The 20958-nt window shown below is 39.3% G+C and carries 14 protein-coding genes and 1 pseudogene; 7 read left to right on the forward strand and 8 right to left on the reverse strand.

Going from position 1 to position 20958, the window contains the following annotated elements; all coding sequences use genetic code 11:
* Positions 1-50: 50 nt before the first annotated feature.
* The 7 genes from BP74_RS09110 to BP74_RS09140 all read right to left on the reverse strand — a co-directional run bounded on the left by BP74_RS09110 (position 51) and on the right by BP74_RS09140 (position 12002).
* Positions 51-1214 (reverse strand): sialidase family protein, encoded by a 1164-nt coding sequence (locus tag BP74_RS09110; RefSeq protein ID WP_496373288.1) that lies wholly within the window; start codon positions 1212-1214, stop codon positions 51-53.
* Positions 1211-3397, reverse strand: coding sequence for a GDSL-type esterase/lipase family protein (locus tag BP74_RS09115; RefSeq protein WP_496373290.1), 2187 nt, complete (start codon positions 3395-3397; stop codon positions 1211-1213). The genes BP74_RS09110 and BP74_RS09115 overlap by 4 nt, the downstream gene beginning before the upstream one ends.
* Before the next feature lie 58 nt (positions 3398-3455).
* Positions 3456-4736 carry an MFS transporter gene (locus BP74_RS09120; protein WP_496373292.1) on the reverse strand — a complete coding sequence of 427 codons (1281 nt, stop codon included), beginning with the start codon at positions 4734-4736 and terminating at the stop codon, positions 3456-3458.
* 55 nt (positions 4737-4791) lie between these two features.
* Entirely contained in the window at positions 4792-5946 is a 1155-nt protein-coding gene (locus tag BP74_RS09125) for a hypothetical protein (protein WP_496373294.1), read from the reverse strand.
* A gap of 6 nt (positions 5947-5952) precedes the next feature.
* Positions 5953-6903, reverse strand: a complete 951-nt coding sequence (locus BP74_RS09130; protein WP_496373296.1) for a dihydrodipicolinate synthase family protein — start codon at positions 6901-6903, stop codon at positions 5953-5955.
* Positions 6904-7034: 131 nt separating this feature from the next.
* Positions 7035-8603, reverse strand: coding sequence for a RagB/SusD family nutrient uptake outer membrane protein (locus BP74_RS09135; protein WP_496373298.1), 1569 nt, complete (start codon positions 8601-8603; stop codon positions 7035-7037).
* 24 nt (positions 8604-8627) lie between these two features.
* The gene (locus BP74_RS09140) at positions 8628-12002 is read right to left on the reverse strand and encodes a SusC/RagA family TonB-linked outer membrane protein (protein WP_496373300.1); all 3375 of its coding nucleotides are present in this window, start codon (positions 12000-12002) and stop codon (positions 8628-8630) included.
* 200 nt (positions 12003-12202) lie between these two features.
* Here BP74_RS09140 and BP74_RS09145 point away from each other — a divergent pair, with 200 nt between their 5' ends.
* The 7 genes and pseudogenes from BP74_RS09145 (at position 12203) to BP74_RS09175 (ending at position 19942) form a co-directional block, all read left to right on the forward strand.
* Positions 12203-12910: a FadR/GntR family transcriptional regulator gene (locus BP74_RS09145; RefSeq protein ID WP_496373302.1), complete on the forward strand. Its 708-nt coding sequence runs from the start codon at positions 12203-12205 to the stop codon at positions 12908-12910.
* Positions 12911-13056: 146 nt separating this feature from the next.
* The gene (locus BP74_RS09150; RefSeq protein ID WP_496373304.1) at positions 13057-14418 is read left to right on the forward strand and encodes a Gfo/Idh/MocA family protein; all 1362 of its coding nucleotides are present in this window, start codon (positions 13057-13059) and stop codon (positions 14416-14418) included.
* An 86-nt stretch (positions 14419-14504) separates the two neighbouring features.
* Complete coding sequence (gene lacZ, locus BP74_RS09155; RefSeq protein WP_496373306.1) at positions 14505-17657, forward strand: beta-galactosidase, LacZ type; 3153 nt, start codon at positions 14505-14507, stop codon at positions 17655-17657.
* Between the two features lies 1 nt (position 17658).
* Complete coding sequence (locus BP74_RS09160) at positions 17659-17925, forward strand: DUF5077 domain-containing protein (protein WP_496373308.1); 267 nt, start codon at positions 17659-17661, stop codon at positions 17923-17925.
* An 8-nt stretch (positions 17926-17933) separates the two neighbouring features.
* Positions 17934-18119 (forward strand): annotated as a pseudogene (locus BP74_RS09165) (DUF5077 domain-containing protein); the annotation flags it as partial.
* Positions 18120-18134: 15 nt separating this feature from the next.
* Positions 18135-18986, forward strand: coding sequence for a DUF3472 domain-containing protein (locus tag BP74_RS09170; protein WP_496373566.1), 852 nt, complete (start codon positions 18135-18137; stop codon positions 18984-18986).
* 434 nt (positions 18987-19420) lie between these two features.
* Positions 19421-19942: an FUSC family protein gene (locus BP74_RS09175; protein WP_496373310.1), complete on the forward strand. Its 522-nt coding sequence runs from the start codon at positions 19421-19423 to the stop codon at positions 19940-19942.
* Between the two features lie 229 nt (positions 19943-20171).
* Here the strand turns inward: BP74_RS09175 and BP74_RS09180 are convergent, their stop codons facing one another.
* Complete coding sequence (locus tag BP74_RS09180; RefSeq protein WP_496373312.1) at positions 20172-20945, reverse strand: hypothetical protein; 774 nt, start codon at positions 20943-20945, stop codon at positions 20172-20174.
* Between the last annotated feature and the right edge of the window lie 13 nt (positions 20946-20958).

A 20958-nucleotide genomic window follows, 5' to 3' on the forward strand; every position in this document is an offset into this window, starting at 1 on the left:
TAGATTTTTATTAGTTCTTATTTTAAGTATTTACCACAGGTACCTGAAATTTATTTCCATTTGATGTTAGTAAAAACGATTTCTTTATATCCATTTTTTTCGTACAACACACCAATGGTATTCTTTCCGGTTTTTACCATATCGGAATAAGCTGTATAATCTCCTTTACTGCCTTCGGGGCTTTTATCAATCACATATCGGTGTAACCAGGTTTTCCCATCATTGAAGCTGATCCTCAGTGTTAGATTATCCCTGCGTTTAGTATCAGCAGCATTGCAAAAAGCTATAATGTTTCTCCCTTTTTTCTTTCCGACAGTTAATATACTTCCCTGGTTTACAGGATCAATCAATGATTGATCAAAATAACTGGTATCCCAGGTAATCCCTCCATCCCGGCTTAAGGAAACTATCCTGGCACGTACATCTCCTTTCTGATTCCGGCTATTCATCATAAGTTGACCATGGCTTAATTCAGTAGCCATAGATTCATTACTTCCTGCTATTGCAACACTTTCTCCCAAATGGAATGTTTTGCCATGATCATCCGTATAAAATCCATGTGCAGCATAGTCACTAAATTGTTCCTTTGGAGCACCTGCAGAATGGTTGGCAGGAATAAATATCCTTCCCTTGTACCTGCCATTTTGAAATTGCATGGCGTGCCCCGGAGTGTTAGCATAACTCCGCCAATCCTCGCCAAAATTGTAACCGGGATAAACCCGTGGTTGCATAGGACGGTGAACCTGTAAAGTAATATTTACAGGGGCACTCCATGTTTTACCATTATCCGTTGATGTTTTATACCATACTTCACGCAAACCATTTCCTTTTCGAACCTCACCTTCATGGTTATTGCCAGTATTATAAAACAAAAAAATCCGACCCTGGGGGAAAGATGGGTCAGCCAGGTCAACAACCGGGGCCGGGTTTCCTGCCTGGAGAGAATCGGCATCTACAATAGTAATAAGGGAGTTCCAGGTTTTACCCCCATTCTTACTACTTTTCATCACTATATTAATATCTCCAAAATCGCCGGCGCCGTTAACCCTTCCTTCACAAAATGCCAAAAGATCTCCATTAGGCAATCCTACAATAGCGGGAATGCGATAACTTTTATGTCCTTCAGTACCGGAAATAAAAACAGGAACCTTTTCCTGGCTGAAAGCTATAAGGAAATGGATAAAAGAAAATAAAGTGACGAACAATCTTTTCATTGAATATTAATTTTAAAAGTGGAGGCAGGTAATTGTGTTCCATTTACAAGATTTGCATCTGTAAAAGGTTTCCAGCCATATAACACTGAAACCGGTTTTGCATTATTACCAATCGGTATAATAACTTTATTGTTTCGAATAAAAGCCTTTACATCCATCGCTACTCCTTTTTCGTTCTTCAGCATAAAACCACGTAAGAACTTTCCATCTGCTGTACCTAATTGATCCGCGTATCTAAATAACACCACGATGTCACCTTTTAGTCTTTGCGCTTTTACTGGCATGGGACCATAAGGCACAATTTTCATTTGTTTATATGTAAAATGCAATGCTAACCTGCCCAGTCTTTCACCCACTATCCTTTTATTCCTGGGATGTACATCAATTGAATCACCAGCATCGCTGGTTACCGCCATACCACTGTTGGAAATAGTATTTAGCAGATGCAACTGGCTATAACGAAAAGAAGGCCAGGAGGGGCGATTAAGTGATGACAACTGCACATAATAAAAGGGCAACACATAACCCCATTTATTTCTCCAGCTTTCTACCAGTTTAGAAAATACTTTTTCATGCATTTCAATATTATGTGCGTTACTTTCACCCTGGTACCAGATAACCCCCTGGATGGGGAAATTTATAAATTGAGAAATACCTGCTTCATAGTTATAACAAGGTTCGTAAGGATGCCTTTGCTTTAAATTGGTGCCATTCTTTACATTCATTTCGGCGCGCTCACGCACCCATTGCTGGTAAAAATCTGATGTACGCCAGTTGTATAATTCATTCACTAATTCCGGATCCTGTTCCATAGTGTAGCGGTCAACCCATGATTCTGTATCAGAGCCACCTACAGCCACTTCAATCAATCCAACCGGGACATGTAATTGTTGCTGTAAGCTTTTCGCAAAATAATAAGCCACTGCAGAAAAACTTTTAGCAGAAATTGAATCACATTTTTCCCAGATGCCGGAAAAATACTGGAGTTTGTTTATCCTATCTAGAATTGCAGGTTCCCATGCATTGTTATCAGTTTCTGCAATAACTTTCATATTCAAAAAACGAAGTGTTGTATTATTTTGGGCTTGCTGCATTTCATCTTTTTTATTGATGGCAGATCGTAAGGGAAAAGCCATGTTGCTTTGCCCGGAACAGAACCAAACTTCACCAATTAAAATATCATCCAGCACTATGGTTTTGTTTAAAGAAGATATTGTGGCCTTCAACAAAGACCCCGCTTCCATTGCAGGGAAGTTTGTTTCCCATTTGCCATTTTCATCTGCAATTACTTTTTGTTTTTTCCCATTGAAAACCACCTCAATCTTTTCCTGGGCATTGGCTGTGCCATAAAACCTAATGGGCTTATTTCTTTGCAGAACCATATGCGAAGCAAACACAGTTGGTAATTGCAATCCTCCATAGTTGCCTGTTAGTTGTTGATATGCTGTTTTAGCCAATATGGAAGCCCCTTCTTCATCTGGGTGCAAATTGTCAGGTAATAATTCCGGACGAGAGTACAAAGGCGTGTGAAAATCTATTAGTCTTGTTTTATTGACTTTGGCTATTTGCGGAATGAGTTTTTGAATTTGCCAATACCATTCTCTTGTTCCAGATAAAAAACGCGGATGGCCATTGAAAATCGGTGTAAGCCTGCAAATGAAAACTTTTACGGAAGGATTTGTTTTTCTTACGGTTTCAATCATCCATGAATAATCTGCCATAAACTCATCACCATAATTTGGCCAGTCCCTGGGATCGGTATCATTTAATCCAAGATGTATTATTGCTATGTCAGGCTTGAAAGTAAGCATATCTGTATATGCCGCCGTTTTATAATACGGATTGTGTCCTTTTTTCAAAAGCGTTGAACCACTTATGCCATAGTTTTTAACCTCATAATTAGCACCCAATAATTCCTGCAGTTGAGTAGGATAAGATGTGGATTGAGGGTTTTTATGTGTGAATCCAAAAGTTACAGAATTCCCTATACAGGCAACTTTAATATTCTGTGCAGAGGAGCTCAGTTTGAATAAACACAGTACAAATACAGCAAAATATTTTATATAATTTATTCCATAATGATTCTTTTGTGCATAAACAATCAGAAAAGGCGATCCTGGAAATATGCAGATTGATTGTGCCTGGAATCTTTCAAATGATATTGCAAATGATAAATTTTTCAACTGATAATTTGATGTTATTAAGGACAGATGGTTTGTTCAAAAGCATCATTCCCAGAAATCATACTTCTGCAACAGCTGTATATTTTTTTTCTTCCTCTAGGTCTACAAAATCATTGGCTTTGGGCCTTAAAAAATAAAGCAGAACAATCAATGCTACCAACACTATGGATGATAACATGGCAAAGCTTTTTCCCAGATTACCGGCATCTGTCGATTTACCTAAATAATCTGTTATAAATGCCCCTGCAAATACACCTACCATATTCATCAAGCCATACGCTTTTGCACGGTTTCTGGCAGAGACAAACTGGCAAAGTATAGGCATATTATTGGCATCGAACATACCATAACCAAATCCAAAACAAAAAGCCGCCGTAATGATATGAAATAGCGTATCTCCATAACCAATTAACAATAAAGAAGGGATCGTTAATGCCAGGCCGATTGCACTTGTATAAATCCTCCCCCTGATATTTTTCTGCACCCATTTATCTGAAAGGATCCCTCCAAAAATGACTCCAAGGAACGATGAAGCGGCAATCGTGCATGTTGACAATGGACCTGCCTGAGACATGTCAATATGCAATGTATTTGCGAACAATGTTGGAAGCCAATTCTTAATTCCCCAGCCAGGCAAACTGGGAACAGCAAAATAGAATAAAATGATCCAGAACGATACATTTGTAAACAATAATGCCATGCCTTTTAACCAGGAAGATTTGTCGGGAACAACTATCTTATCGGTTTGACCATTAAAATCGGAAATCTTTTTTTCTCTTAGAAATAGCATCAATATGATGGAATAACCAATGCCAATCATTCCGAAACTATGAAAAGTCGCATGCCAGGAAAACTTATCCGCTATGGTAGCGCCAAAACCACCAAGGGCTTGCCCAACATATAGGCCGGTCATATGAATTCCAATAGCCAATGACCTTGATTTTGCGGTATGAAAATCTGCGATAAGTGATAACCCTGCGGGAATATATAAAGCTTCACTGACCCCCATTACAGCCCTTAACCAATAAAGTTGATTGAATGTGGTGGCATATCCCATGGTATAGGTGACTGCAGACCAAACAAATAAGCTAAAAACTATCAACCATTTCCTGTTGAATTTATCCGCAATGATTCCGGATACGGGGCTCATAAATCCATAGATCCATAAAAAAATAGCCATCAGGTAACCAAAATTCGTTGCTGATTGAAGCTCCGCAATATCCATTTGCATGGATGGCTTCATGGTCGACAACATTTGACGGTCCATGTAATTGAGCAGGGCGACAACCCATAACAAGCCAACAACTATCCACGGGTAATATTTTTGGGTCTTATTCATTTTGAATGCTACATTTATTCGTCACATTTTCCCTTTTGCGGTGTTCCTGGCGAAATTATCTGACCAATATTCCTTCAAGAATATGTGGTGTTCTGACACCAGCTCTTATTTCACCACCTGGTATATATACCCGGTCCTTCCACCTTACAGCGGTTGTAGTTACCGGGCATTCAAAAGGAATCATACTGATTGATGACCATTTATCCTGTTGGGTATCATATACCAGTATTGTCTTGTCAAACCCGGGATGAGAGGATTGAACAACAGTCTTTTCCTGAATGAGTGCCGCTTTCAACATACTGTCTTGCGTATGATTGATAGAATCAATGATCAGTTCTGCTTTGTGAAATGTTTCACCCCTGTCACCCCCAAATAAAAGAATTTGATGATTACCTGCTGAGATCCCGGTCCCTGCAGACAATGGGTAGGGCAATGGGGTTTTTTGTTTCCACACGTTGGCTTGCATATCAAATTCAAATACATTAGAGAATAAGTCGCTTACCCCATGGATATTCTTCCTTCTCCCGCCCATAACATACAGGCATTCATTATTGCCGTTTGACTGAATGGTTGCCACTGCATGCGAAATTGCCATAGGCATTGATGGAAGTTGTTTCCAGCCTTGCTTTGTATTTTTTAAATCGAGGCTAAAAAAATTATTGGAAACAGCTGGTGTACTTTCACCTCCAATTAAATAGACTACATCACCAAAATTTGCTAATGACGCATTTGACACTGCTATTGGCAGGTCTGGCAACTGCCTGAAATTAACTTCACCGTTTGATTCATTACATTGAATAAGCAATACCTTATTGATAATCCCGTCCTCATTCTCACCCCCGACACAGACAATGCCTTCCGATGTTGAACAATTAGCGCTATAAGCAACCTTGTAGGGTAACCTCTGGACCAAAGTTGTACTGATAAGGCTATCCCCTATTTTTTTGAAAGAAAACAAATCATTATAGTAGGCCTTCTTTCCACCCAACCAGGGCATGGAACCCGGGAAATTAGAACCACCTGCCACTATCATTATATCATTATGGAAACCCGCAATCGGACCTGCAATACCGATTTGCCGTGTTTGGCCTGAATTTGCAGGAATCTGTCCCGCTATCTTCCATTGCATAGAAATGACTGGCTTCTTTTGAATTAGAGAAGAACAGGAAATAAACATCACAATCAATAAAATAACCAATAAGTCTTTCATTTGTCACTATACACTTATCATATGGGGCAACTTTGAACAAAAACTTTGGAAGTCAAGGGATTCAACATCGTGTTGAAAAGCTTCAAATTGTTCTGCAGCCATATTTTTTACAGGCAGCCTGAATGCACCACAATCAATACCCATAATTTTCATGTAGGCTTTACCGGTTGCTATTCCACCATATTTTCCTAACAAGCGAATCATGTCGATGGATTTTTGCTGTAATTGCTGAGCTTTGTTCATTTCTCCTTTATTATAGGCATTGATCAGGCTATAGTACAATGGAGCAGCATAATTAAAAGTACTTCCTACAGCGCCCTTAGTTCCAAGCACCAGGGCGGATAACATATTTTCGTCCCTGCCCCACAGCATATCATATTTTCCATCTTTAAAATGAAGACAGGATAAAAAATCCATGAAATCCTCGTGTGTATATTTTACTCCTGCAAAATTTTCAACATTTTTTTCAACAGCTTGCAAAAGATCATACATCGGATAATTCACACCAGTTAATACAGGAATATGGTAGTAGTAAAAGGGCATGCCTGGTACAACCGATGCCACTTCAGCACATGTTGCCGCCAGCATATCTACATTGGCAGGCTTGAAATAAAAAGGCGCTGTAAATGATACTGCATATAATCCAACTTCTTTGGCATGAATGGCCAGTTCCTTACAATCTGGAATACTGGTACCTCCTAACAGGCTCATTACTTTGAAATCCGGATTGGATCCTGAACAATTAGCCCATGCTTCTGCCACTTGCATCCTCTCTTTTGTGCTCATAGAAACACCCTCTCCTGTAGAACCACATATAAACGCTCCGGTAATCCCGTTGGATACCAGCATTTCATAGTATTCGGGGATAACTGCAAGGTTCAAACTGCTATTTGCATGCATTGGTGTAAACGGGGCGGCAATCAATCCCTGCAAATGCGTTCTTTTTAAGTTACTCATAATTAAAATATGAAAATTAAGAAAATGAGATAAAAGACCAGGGATAGGAATATCCCCGGTGTACGATTGCTAACACTGCTAATAGAAAAAGTTTATAAAACACTAGTATATTGATAATCTTTCGTGTGTATTTAAGGTTTGGCAGTTGGATAACCTGGCGTTTGATTTACTAATGGATCATTCGTCCATATACCAGGTTCGATAGGCCAAAGGATTTTAAATGCTTGTGTTCCTTTATCCAAAACACCATAAGGATGATTGGGATTGATAAATACAAGAGGATCATTTCCATATTTCATCCTGCGAAGGTCATACCAACGCTTTCCTTCATATACAAACTCTTTACTTCTCTCTGAAAATATAGCCAGTTCATTTGCATCTCTTGAGCTATTTACAAATGGTGTAGGATCATTTCCCGGGCCACCAAATGCACGATCCCGAATTTGCTTGATATACATTGAGGGATCACTACCTTCAGCATTTGCAATTTCAGCTAACATCAGCAATCTGTCAGCTTCACGGTAAACTACCCAATCATCGGAGAAATACCTTTTATTGGCATCAATAGTTCCCGGGAATTTTACAAGCGCAGTATTTCGAATAGTTACTTTCACAGGTGTAACACTCTTATCTACTTTATAATAATCATAAAATGTGGCATTTCTTCTTTTGTCAGCTACATCGTAAGATTGAAATAAATCAAATGTATAAGCATACCTCTGAATGATCTGCATCGAGTTAGTTGCGGCTATTACTAATGGATCAACCAACGTAGAGCCGGATCCTGAAGAATCTTTGTAATGAAGATTATCAAAATTGAATGTGGAATAAAGAAAGGTGGCATAATTACTCATTTCTGCTTCACCAACACGATAGCGGATTGCCAGAATGATCTCATTGTTATTCTTCTTGTTGTAACTAAATACATCAGCAAAATTGTTTTGTAAAGAATAGCCCGTTATTGCATTCAGTGCTGTTTTGGCTTCCGCCAGGTCTGCTGTTGTATTATACACTTTTGCTGACCATAAATATACTTCGCCTTTTAACATTAATGCAGCTGAAGGATTCCACTGACTTTTATCAGCTGTTCCAGTTTGCGTACCAAATAAGGTAAGTGATTTGTTTACATCAGTCTTAATTGATGCGAGAACTTCAGCTTCAGATGCTCTTGCCTTTCGCAAGGCTACAGCATCCGTAGTACCATTTAATACTTCGGCTTCCAATCGTAAAGGAACGCCACCATAGGTGCGTAGTAAATGAAAATAGTAATATGCTCTCATAGCATAAGCCTGCCCTAACAAATAGTTCCTTTTTGTTTCAGCAATAAAATCAGCACCTTCCACTTTCTGAATAAATAGATTGAGTTGCAGAATAGGTCCATAAAAGCCTGCCCAACTGCCTACACCAGATGAATTTTCATCAATCCTTTGCTCAATAATGGGCAGTTCGTTTAAAGAAGTACTTTGCCTGTCCACATTACTGAAACTACCCCCACGCATTTCTCCAAGGCGGATAAACATAAACTGGTTATCCCGAAATTGCTTGTGCAAGCCCACCATAAAATTGGTAACCTGGGCTTCGCTTTTCCAAAAATTACCATCACCATAATAATCTTCCGGGGCAATATCGAGCGATTTATGGCAGGATGCAACAGCAATTGACAATGCTGTCACAATTAATATATACTTCAACTTTTTCATTATATAATGCTTTTAATAAGATGATTAAAAAGTGAGGTTGGCACCAAAGACTAATTGAGTGGGAATGGTATATGCACTGTTTTGAGAACCAGTACGCTCTGGTAAGTTTAATAATTCATTAGTTAGATAACCCAAATTTTGACCCGTTACTGTAAATTTCAGGCCATTTATTTTAGCCCTTTTCAGTAATGTTGAGGGCAGTGAATAGCTCAATGAAACTTCCCGGAATGCCAGGTAACTGGAATTCACATAAAACATACTGCTAGGTCTGTCAAAGTTTTTTGTATTTAATTGGTCAGCCCATGTATACCTTGGATATTTTGCATTGGGATTCTCAGCAGTCCAGGTTTGCTTTACAATATCTGTAGCGTTGAACTCACCCTGGGCGCTCGCCAGCGACCATAGGTGTTGGAAATCCTGCTGAATATGACCTAAGGCAAAATCAAACCTGGCAAATAAGGAAAATCCTTTCCAGGAGACTGTAGTATTGAAACCGCCACTCCACCGTGGAAGTGCACGCCCAAGAGAAGTCATATCACGGTAATCAATAGTATCATTTTTATCGATATCCTTCCACATTACATCACCCAGCTGTGTAGCAATAAAGCCGCTCAATCCTTTCTCAGTTATTAATGTTTGACTTGCTACCCTTTTACCTGCTGCACCATTTTGCCAAACCTGGCCGGCTGCAAGATCTACCTTATTATAAGCCGCCAGGTCCTTACTATCCCTGATAATTCCATCTGCTACAAAACCAAATATATCACCCCACTCCTGGCCTTCCTGTAAACCACCTACCCAAATCAATTGCCCCGTCTTTGGATCATAAACTTGCTGACCACCCTGCCTGTTTCTTTCATTGCCGTTATAGGGAAGTTTGAGAATCATGTTTTTGTTCCATGCTGCATTAGCATTTACCTGCCATATAAAATCTCTATTCTGAATAATTTTATAATTAGCCTCCAGCTCTACTCCGCGATTTCTCATGCTTCCATTGTTAGTTCTGATGCTGGACACACCGGAAGAAGTAGGCAGGTTTACAAATGCCAGTTTATCGTCTGTAATTCTATTATAATAAGCAGCTGAAAAATTTAGCCTGCTATTGAAAAATCCAAGGTCAGCTCCAACTTCAGTAGTATTTGTTTTTTCCCATTTTAATGAAGGATTGGCAATGCTGGTTTGTAAGAATCCTATGGCACCGTTGTAAGCAGTTTGCGAACTGTAAGAACCCTGTACTTCGTAAAGACCCACAGCATTGCTTGTGCCAATACCAATATTACCATTCTTACCCCAACTCGCACGGAGCTTTAAATAAGATAACCAGTCCTTTGTCGCTGCCATAAAGTTCTCCTTATGTACCATCCAACCTACTGAGGCAGCGGGGAAAGTTCCATACTGATTATCACCAACCAACCGGGAAACACCATCTCTTCTAACGGTGAAGCTTGCAAGATATTTACCATCCCAATCATAAAGTAAACGCCCAAATCCAGACATAATCCGGTCTTGATTATGATAAGAATCTGTACTGCGGGTTTGGGTAGTAGCATTGTCCAAAGTGTATTGCAGGTCCTGGAAATCATCTGTAGGTGCCTGGCTACCAGAAGCATACACTCCTTTAGCATAAGCATTATAATATTCGAATCCTGCCATTGCGTCCACATTACTTTTTCCTAAGAAATTAGTATGATAATTCACTATGGCATTATACGTCTGACGAATAGTTCTGTCAAAATAAGATTCCGTAAATCTTGTTCTGTTCCAACCTGTATTAGGATTGGTTAAACTCAATAAGCCGGTACGAAAATCTTTGTTGAATGACTCTCCAACACCTTCATCGTACATCCAAATGGCGCCTAGTTTTAGGTATAGGTTCTTCAATATATCGGCACGGAAAGATTGGCCTAAGGTGAATTTATCTGTTTGGTTAGACCTTTTGTATTTATCAATATTAACAATGGGATTACCATCGCTGGCATCACGGCCTAATATGTATTCACCCTTTGCATTCACTCCTCTCATAGTAGGAGGAGCTGAAAGCATTCGACCCCAATAATTGCCCTCCCCATTTTGAAGAGACTGATCTCTCCAGTTTGCCTTATTAAATTGCAAGCTACTTTCGGACTTTAACCAGTCCTTGATTTTGTAATCACCATTTAATGTGAATGTTAAGCGCTTGTAAAAGGTGGCCAGCGACAAACCATCTTCATTGTAATATCCAATGTTTGCAAAATAACCACCTTTCTCATTGCCTCCACTCATACCTACATTATAGTCCTGTACAGTAGCTTTATTATATAAACCGTAGTCGCCATAATTAAAATCTTTGTATATCAGGTCGGCATAAGTGCCGTTAGGATCATATTTACCGGAAACGTCCGTTGGTACAGCATCTTTCATGGTTTTCCACCCTGGCTGACTCAATAATTCTTTATTAATGTCACTCAGGCGCATTGTGCTCCAGATAGCCCGGTTGTCATAGTTGCCATCCAATATATTTCCTGCTGCATCTTTATACAAATTACCGGTTCCTCTTGGCCCGACAGCCGCCAAATCACCAGGTGTCCTTGTTCCATTTTTGATGGCTTCGACTACACCTAGACGGGTCCACTTAATATAATCTTCTGCACTCAGGAAATTGTAAGGAACATTCAAATAACTTACTCCCCTGTTGGCTTTCACACTGATAGAAGAAGAACCTGATTTACCTCTTTTAGAAGTTATTAGTATTACACCATTACTGGCTCTTGCTCCATAGATAGCTGTCGCAGAAGCATCTTTTAATACTTCCATGCTGGCTATATCTTCAGGATTTATATCACTAAGCGATCCTCTTACTTGTCCATCCATCAGTATTAATGGGCTACCCGAACCATCAAAATTGGTTCCTCCTCTTAAAACGATTGAAGGCAAGGAACCTGGCCTGCCCGTACCGGTAGATACCCTTAATCCGGATATTGTTCCGGCCAGTGCTTGAGCAGGATTAGAACGCAAACCTGTTTCCAGGATTTTTGGGTCCAGTTTTGCCACAGATGATGTCACCTTGGAACGCCTGGCAGTTCCATAACCAATAACCACTACTTCATCCAATTTACTGTTACTGCTTTTTAAAGAAAGGTCAACGGTTGTTGAATTACCCACTATCACTTCCTGGGAAACATAGCCTGAATAGGAAAAAATCAGGACATCGCCCTGGCTGGCTTCAATAGTAAATTCTCCATTAGAATTGGTTTGTGCACCTATATTCTTTCCTTTAACGGTGACACTAACTCCTGATAGAGGAAGTTTATCTTCTTCAGATGCAATTTTCCCGGATATTTTATTGGCCTGTGACCATCCGGAATGTACTGCCAGTAACACGGTTACTAAGAGCAAAAATTTCAAAAAAGCAGATTTCATGCAAAGCAATTTTAAGTAGGATGAAGTATTATGTATGACATAATGAAGGTAACAGGAAATTATATTTCCATCCAAATATTTTTTAAAAATTTTATAATAGTCTATAAAGCAAGTATTTATATAAACATATTTATTTTATAACTTAATCCTCAGCAAATAATATTACTTTTGATTAAGTACTACATAATAAAATTCTCACCATGAATCTTCCTGCCATTAAGGATAACCTAAAATTCGTTGATACAAGTTCCCTGGTAGATAAAGTTGAAGCCAGCCTGGTTCAACTATTACAGGAACAAAAGTTCAAAGTGGGAGATGTAATCCCTAAAGAAATCGAGCTCTCACAAGCCCTTGGCGTTAGCAGAACTGTAATTCGGGAAGCATTGACTCGTCTTAGAATTATGGGCCTCATCGAATCAAAAAAGAAAAAGGGATCAGTCATCACCAGTCCTGATCTCTTTGGCATGATGAGCAAAAGCATGAATCCTCATATCCTTGACCAGGAAACGCTCAAAGAAATATTTGAAATAAGGTTAGTCTTAGAAATAGGCATGGCCGATCTTATATTTCACCGCATCAAAAAAGAAGATATAGAAGAACTGAAACAAATAGTAAGTAATGAACCTCCTGCCACTCAATATCATTTATTCAATATAGAACACGAGATCGCTTTTCATGGAAAACTTTATGAGATCACCGGCAATAACACTTTGAAAAAATTTCAAAAAATGTTATTACCAGTTTTTGATTACGTACATAATAGCGGCCTTTTGAGAACACAGCCACTACTTAAAATGTTCGTTTCTCATAAAGGACTGGTTGACATACTTGAAGATGGAACACCGGAACAGTTTAGAAACGCCATGCGAAACCACCTTGAAAACCATTTTGCACGGCTGTTTGAATAAAGCTCTAATTCATAATTTCCGACAATTAAAAAAGATCACTTTCATTTTCCTGGCAACTGTTGAATACTTTTATTCATTCTTCCCCCAAATTAAAAAACCTGATTTTTCTATCTGTTTCAATTATTTTAAAGACACAATTAAAACCAATGAATAGAAAAGATTTTGTACGAACAGCAGGGCTGGCAGCCGCAGGATTGGCTGTATTGCCTTCAGGCAGCATGTTTGCAATCGGATCAGCTGAAAGTAAGGTAAAACTTGCCATTATAGGAGTAGGTGCCCGGGGGTTGAACCACCTGGAACTTGTATTGAGAAGGCAGGATGTGGATCTTGTAGCTATCTGTGATGTTGACAACCGCACACTGGCACTGGCCAAAGATATGATCAATAAAAGTGGCAGGAAGATGCCACAGGTATTCACAGGCGATGACTATGCCTGGAAAAAAATGCTGGAGGTAAAAGGCGGACTGGATGGAGTGATCATTGCCACCCCATGGGAATGGCACAAACCTATGATCCTGGGTGCACTCGATGCAGGATTAAAATACGTGGCTACTGAAGTGATTCTCGGCATCACCCTGCAGGATCATTGGGATGTGGTAAAAGCCGCTGAAAAGAATAATGCGCATGTGATGATGCTGGAAAACGTTTGCTACCGCCGCGATGTAATGGCCGTTCTCAACATGGTGCGCCAGGGATTGTTTGGTGAACTCATTCACCTGCAAGGTGGCTACCAGCATGACCTCCGCGAAGTGAAGTTCAATGACGGAATTCATTATTATGGCAACGGTGTGGAGTTTGGGGAAAAGGGTTATTCTGAAGCACATTGGAGAACGGAACATTCCGTGCATCGCAACGGAGACCTCTATCCCACACATGGCATCGGGCCAATTGCCCATTATATTGATATCAACAGGGGCAACCGCTTTTTGTCACTGAATTCTTTTTCAACCAAGACCCGTGGTCTGCATGATTACATTGTAAAAAAAGGTGGAGAGAACCATCCTAATGCCAAAGTAAAATTTAAACTGGGTGATGTAGTTACTACACATATCAACTGTGCCAACGGCGAAACTGTACTCTTGCAGCACGATACCAACCTGCCGAGACCTTATTCTTTAGGATTCAGGGTGCAGGGCACTGAGGGCCTGTGGATGGATGTGAATAAGGGGATATATATACAGGACAAATCAGCCAAACCACACCAGTGGGATGATGCCAAAACATGGCTGGATAAATATGATCACACTTTATGGGAAAAATGGAGCAAGGAAACAGAAGGCGCAGGTCATGGAGGCATGGACTTCTTTGTTATTCACTCATTTGTGGAATCCATCAAAAGGAAAATGCCCACACCAATGGATGTCTATGATGCAGCTACCTGGAGCGCTATTACACCGCTTAGTGAACAGTCCATTGAACTGGGCAATGAAACCGTGGAGTTTCCCGATTTCACGGGTGGTCAGTGGATGTATCGCAAACCCGTATTTGCACTGGGTAATGAATTTTAAAAAACCTAAGACCATATAATCGGTAACAAGCCAAATCCAGGATCACATTACTAGGTTAATGTGATCAGTTTAACACCATTTATTGCATGAAAATATTTGCATTCCTTTTGTCATTTCTGGTTGTTTATACTATCGATGCCCAACATCTACCCTATGAATTACAAACACCGGAAATAGTTTCCTTAAACCGGCAGCCGATGAAAGCTTCAGCTTTTGCATTTGAATCACGGGAGTTGGCAAAACTTCATACCAGGGAAAAATCAAAATATTTTCTTTCATTAAATGGAACCTGGAAGTTTAATTGGGTACAGGATCCACAAAAACGACCCATAGATTTTTTCAAGACAACTTATGATGATTCTGGATGGGATAATTTCAAAGTTCCGGCTAACTGGGAGTTAAATGGTTATGGTTTGCCCATCTATGTTAACCAACCTTATGAATTTGCTGGCCGAAAAAAAACAGGTAAAAAACTCAACCCTCCGTTTGATATTCCTGAAGACAACAACCCGGTAGGATCTTACCGCAAAAAGTTTATCATACCTGCTGAATGGAATGGACGACAGGTATTTATTCACCTTGGCGCTGTAAAATCTGCATTTTTTATATGGGTAAATGGAAGTAAGATAGGCTATAGCGAGGACAGTAAACTGGCTGCGGAATTTGACATTACAAAATATATAAGCCCTGGCGAAAACCTTGTAGCCTTGCAAGTGTATAGATGGAGTGATGGCAGCTACCTGGAATGCCAGGATATGTGGCGTATTAGCGGAATAGAAAGAGATGTATTTGTTTATTCCACTCCAAAATTAGACATCAGTGATTTCAAGCTGACGTCAAACCTTGATACAACTTATACGAATGGGATTTTAAATTTGGATCTTAAGCTGAATAATTATAAGATCGACCAGAATACCCTCCATTCCATTCCAGACACCTTTGCTGTAGAAATTGAGTTATCTGATGTTAAAGGAATCATTATCGCGAAAGAAAGTTCCAAAAACACTGAAACTGTATTAGGCAACTATAATAAAACCATATCATTCACTACCCTGGTCCCAAATGTTCATCCATGGTCCGCCGAAATACCTTACCTGTACAATTTATTGATCACCCTGAAAGACGTAAAAGGAAATATTCTGGAAGTGATCCCCCAACGGGTAGGTTTCCGGTCTGTAGAATTGGTGGACCGTAAATTATTAGTAAATGGGAAAAGGGTTTTGCTAAAAGGGGTAAACAGGCATGAGCATAATGCCACCCAGGGCCATGTGCTAACTAGGGAGGATATGCGAAAGGACATGGAAATGATGAAAAAATTAAACATTAATGCTGTCCGGCACTCCCACTACCCTCCCGATCCTTACTGGATGGAACTTTGTGACGAATATGGTCTCTATGTAATTGATGAAGCCAATATAGAATCACATGGTCGTTATTACGATCTCGGCTATACACTTGGTAATGACAAGGAATGGCGCATACCACATCTTGAAAGAATTAAAAGAATGTATCAGAGGGACAAGAATCATCCTTCAGTAATTACATGGTCGCTTGGAAATGAAGCAGGCAATGGTGCTAATTTTTATGAAGCCTATGACTGGCTCAAAAAAAATGATAGCCGCCCGGTTCAATACGAACGGGCAGAAAATGATTACAACACAGATATCATTGTTCCACAATATCCTGATCCCAACTGGTTGGCAGAATATGCATTATCTAATCCCGACCGGCCATTGATCATGAGTGAATATGCTCATATCATGGGCAACAGCCTGGGAAACTTTAAGGAGTACTGGGATGAAATTGAATCACATTCTTACCTACAAGGTGGTTTCATTTGGGAATGGATAGACCAGGCTATAGATACTATAAAAAACAGCAAACGCATCATGGCTTATGGTGGGGACTTCCCATTATCCGGGCCGGTAAATGAAGACTATAGCGATAATAACTTTTGCGTAAAGGGTGTGGTAACAGCCCACAGAGATCTTACCCCAATGGCAATCGAAATTAAAAAGGTATATCAATCCATTAAGACAAAATACAAAGGGCAAAACACTATTGAAATTACCAATGCCTATTTCTTTCGCGATCTGAGCAATATAACAATGCAATGGGAATTATTGGAGAATGGAAAAATAATTGAACACGGAATCTTACCCCAGATAGATATAAAGGCCCAACAATCTGTCAACCTTTCATTACCTGTACAAATGAAACCCAAAGACACAAAGGAATATTATTTGACTGTCAGGTACACATTAAAAAACGATGAACCATTCGTTGATAAAGGTTATGAAATTGCTGCAGAACAATTTCACTGGAGTGGTCAATATAATGCCGCAAAAAGTGCAGGAACCAATTCCAGGTTAAAAAGAGTTCATCGGGAAGGTAAAGAACAGTTCAATGGTAAAAATTTTTCCATAACATTTGATATGACCCAGGGCTTCATGGATGCATATTCATTGAAAGGTGATTTACTGATAAAACAGGGTCCTCAGCCTTCGTTCTGGAGGGCACCAACTGACAATGATATGGGGGCAGGATTTAATCGCTCCATGCGTAAATGGCGCAATGCTTACCAGGAAGGCAGGTTATTAGATTCCAGGATCACTGAAACTACACAAGGCTATGAACTATATTTCAAAAAAGATCTGCTGGATAGTGAGGCAATCGTGGAACAGTTGTTTTCTGTTTTCAACGATGGATCCGTTGAAGTAAAAACGCATTTTACTCCCATAAAAAATACGTATAAATTACTTATGCGTTTTGGCAATGACCTGATATTAAATTCAAAGGTGGATCAAATCAAATTTTACGGTCGTGGTCCCTGGGAAAATTACTGGGACCGAAGAACCGCCTCTTTTGTAGCAATCTACCAGCAAACACTTGGCCAGCAATATTATCCCTATGCCAGGCCGCAGGAGAGTGGAAATAAATCCGGCATACGATGGGTAACCCTAACCAACAAAAAAGGAAAAGGAATCAAATTTGAAATGGCAGACACCAGCTTAAGTTTTTCAGCACTCCCCTATAGCCTGGATGACCTGGATCCGGAAGTGAATAAGAAACAATACCACTCTGGTGAATTGATATTAAGGAATCAAATTTATATGCATATGGACTTCAATCAAACTGGCGTCCAGGGCATCGATAGCTGGGGCTCGCAGCCATTGAAACAATATATAATTCCTTACAGGGAACAACAATACAGTTTTTGGATAAAGCCACTGTTTTAATATGAATGCAGGAAAAATTATTAATATAGTCCTGGTCATTTATTTTATTGCAACTGTTTCATTTATTAATAACCGGTTGAATTCAAATCAGAAAACTGGCTCTGATTCTACTATAATTCTTCCCTTAGGTGGCAACTCCTGGCCAACACATTCGTCCAGTAAATCAACCTATATCACCAACCAAGGCATAATAAACTGGAACGATAAACAGGTTGGTTTTGATAGCTACCTACGTATTGAAAGTACAGGGTCAATAAAAATCAATTAAAAGCAAGAACTAATAGTACCAGCATATTAAAATTAAATGTCTGTGGCATCAGTAAGAACATCACCATAAGTTCAGGAAATTACCAATGGTACGATGCTGGCGAATGGAGTGTCAGCGATACAGGATATATTAAACTTCATTTGAGTTGCAGTTCAAAAACAGGTATCCGGATTGCTGATGTTTCGGATTACGAGATCAGTGGTTCTCCTATCAATGACAGGACTGCCTTTGTAAAAAACAATGATGGCAATTTTTTCTATTGGGGTCGCCGTGGACCGTCAGTTCATTTGAATTATCCTTTTGCTGATACTATTAAAGCCGAATGGTTTTACAATGAATTGACAGTACCCGAACACCAGGATATCATTGGATCTTACTTTATGGCTATTGGGTTTACTGACGGATATTTTGGCATCCAGGTAAATTCAAAAACTGAAAGAAGGATCCTGTTTTCAATCTGGAGCCCTTTTAATACCGACGATCCAAAAACCATTCCCTGGGATATGCGTATTACTTTATTAAAAAAAGGCGAAGGGGTTCAGGCAGGAACGTTTGGCAATGAAGGTGCTGGCGGCCAGAGCTTTCTACGGTATAACTGGAAAGCCAACACTACGTATAAATTCCTTGTAAGAGGCAAACCGGATGATAATAATAACACAACATATAGCGCCTATTTTTTCGACCCATTAATTCACAGGTGGCGAATTATAGCTTCCTTTATACGGCCTCAAACCAATCACTATTTAACCAGGTTTCATTCTTTCCTGGAAAATTTTGTACCTGAACAAGGTAATATAGAGCGAACGGTAACCTTCGGGAATGAATGGATAGCAGACAATAAGGGCCAATGGTATGAGTTGAATAAAGCCCGCTTCACATGCGACAATACCGGATTAAAAAGATATAGAATGGATTTTGCAGGCGGAATGATTCACGGAAATTTCTTTTTAAAAAATTGCGGCTTTTTTGACCGATATACGCCTTTTAATTCTATTTTCGAAAGGCCTATGACCCACATAAAGCCCATTATAAATTTCAATACCCTTCCTTACATTAAATAGTTATAACGTAATCCCGGAAATTATTAAATACTACTACAGTTCCCCACTAAGGCTAACACGATTATAAAAACATGGGCTTGTATAGCACCTAAAACTATCCTTCCTATCAGAATGGCATATAGCTTAAGCATATAAAGTGGTAGCAAAAGTATAGAGTAGCCATACCTAAGATAGGAAGCCGATAGGGAAAAGAGAGGAAAATGCTATGAAAAATACTTTAAGGACATTGTCATCCATTTTTTAGGGTCGACGGTTTTTGAAAACTTACAAAATTGAGTTTAATACATAGACAAAGGCGCAAAATTGTAATTGCCTGCTTTTGTAAAAGATTGCGGAGATTTGCTATCTGTATTAATACATAGGTATAGCCACCTTTTTAAATAACTAACGCTAGCTCAGATAAATTTTAAAAGGATATTCAAAGCAACTAATTGATGATTCCTAATAAACAAACCCTTTTAATATTATTTATTATCCAGTGCCTCATAGGCACATTGATAGGCTATATGATATACAGGACCTTTACAATTATGGGTACCTGGTGTTTATTTTCAATTTTACTGGTGCTGTCCCCGGAAAGAAAGGATGTAATGAATCTGGCAGTTAACCGAATCAAAGCCAATCTTATTGGAGCTGCAGTAGGCCTGCTTTTATTTTCAATTCATCCTGTTAACCTGATCATGATATGCATAGGGATCACGATTGCAGTAGTTATTTGCGAATTATTGAACTTACAGGCAGTGACAAGGTCAGCTACCGTTGCGGTGCTCATTATCACTATACACGAACCGGGAAAGTATTTCTGGGATGTTGCCCTGGAACGTGCAGGAGGAACAATACTGGGATGCGTAATTGGGGTATTGATCACCTATATTTTTCATATTGTAATTTTAAGATCTAAACGGACCATACACAAAGTAAAAATTGTTCGACTCAGGGAAAAGCTCCATCTGTAAAGATTTTTTCCATTGATATCTCCGCGCTGCATACAGTCTTGCAATAATAAAGTGATCCAACTTATCAGGAATGCAACAAATTGAATTATTACCACCTATGGTTACATCTGATAACAGATGCTATGAAAGTTAATTCACCTATTAATCCAGTAGGGTTAGAAAAAATCATTTTTGAATATTTGCATAAAAGCCTACCTTTTGTGGCTTTTATGCAATTAATAAATGAAGACTATTTCATCCGTTCATAAGATTCAATTGATTTATCTCCATTAGGCCAAACTATGGTTTGCTTAAAAGCATCCTTACCCAAAAGCTCAATTTGTAAGGTTACAGGTTTTTGAACAAGGTCAGATTTAAAAGTAGAATTAGCATTTGTTTCAACTGTCTGGTTATTCCCTTTCATGACAAATGTTCCATAACCAAATGCAGATCTGGGCTTTTGAGTAACAGAATCCTGGACAGTATTCGCCCAAATAAAATGACCGGATTCAAATACTTTAAATTGAGTAGGCCGGCTGGTCTCAGCCTTACCATTCTTTGGCATGTAAACCATCCCGGTTTGTTTCCAGGCACCATCTAAAGGAGTTTTCACAGCTTTACTGACATTATCATAGTCCTCAACAAGAATAAACGGCTGGCCTGAATCAGAAGGAAATTTTATTAATTGAGAATACCCGTTCCCCTTTTTAGTAATATTTAGTTGTACTGTATCGTTATGCGCACCTCCAGTACTCGTATAGAATACATATTCCATTACTTTTCCGTCATCCATTTTGTAAGTGCCAATACCATAATCGGCCAGGGAATCACCAGTTAATGGATGCGCATAGATCATGTATTTTTCTGTATATATTTTCATTTGCTGGATAGGCATAGCGGTGTCATTTACCGTTTGCCTGGTCAGAGCGTAAGCGCCCTTCATGGATTTATTGCCTTGTGAGAAACCGTAGGAAGCAGTTAATAACATGCACAGAACAATGCATAGCGTTGCTGGAAATTTCATAATAAAACGTTTT

Source organism: Flavisolibacter ginsengiterrae DSM 18136 (genome assembly GCF_059568575.1).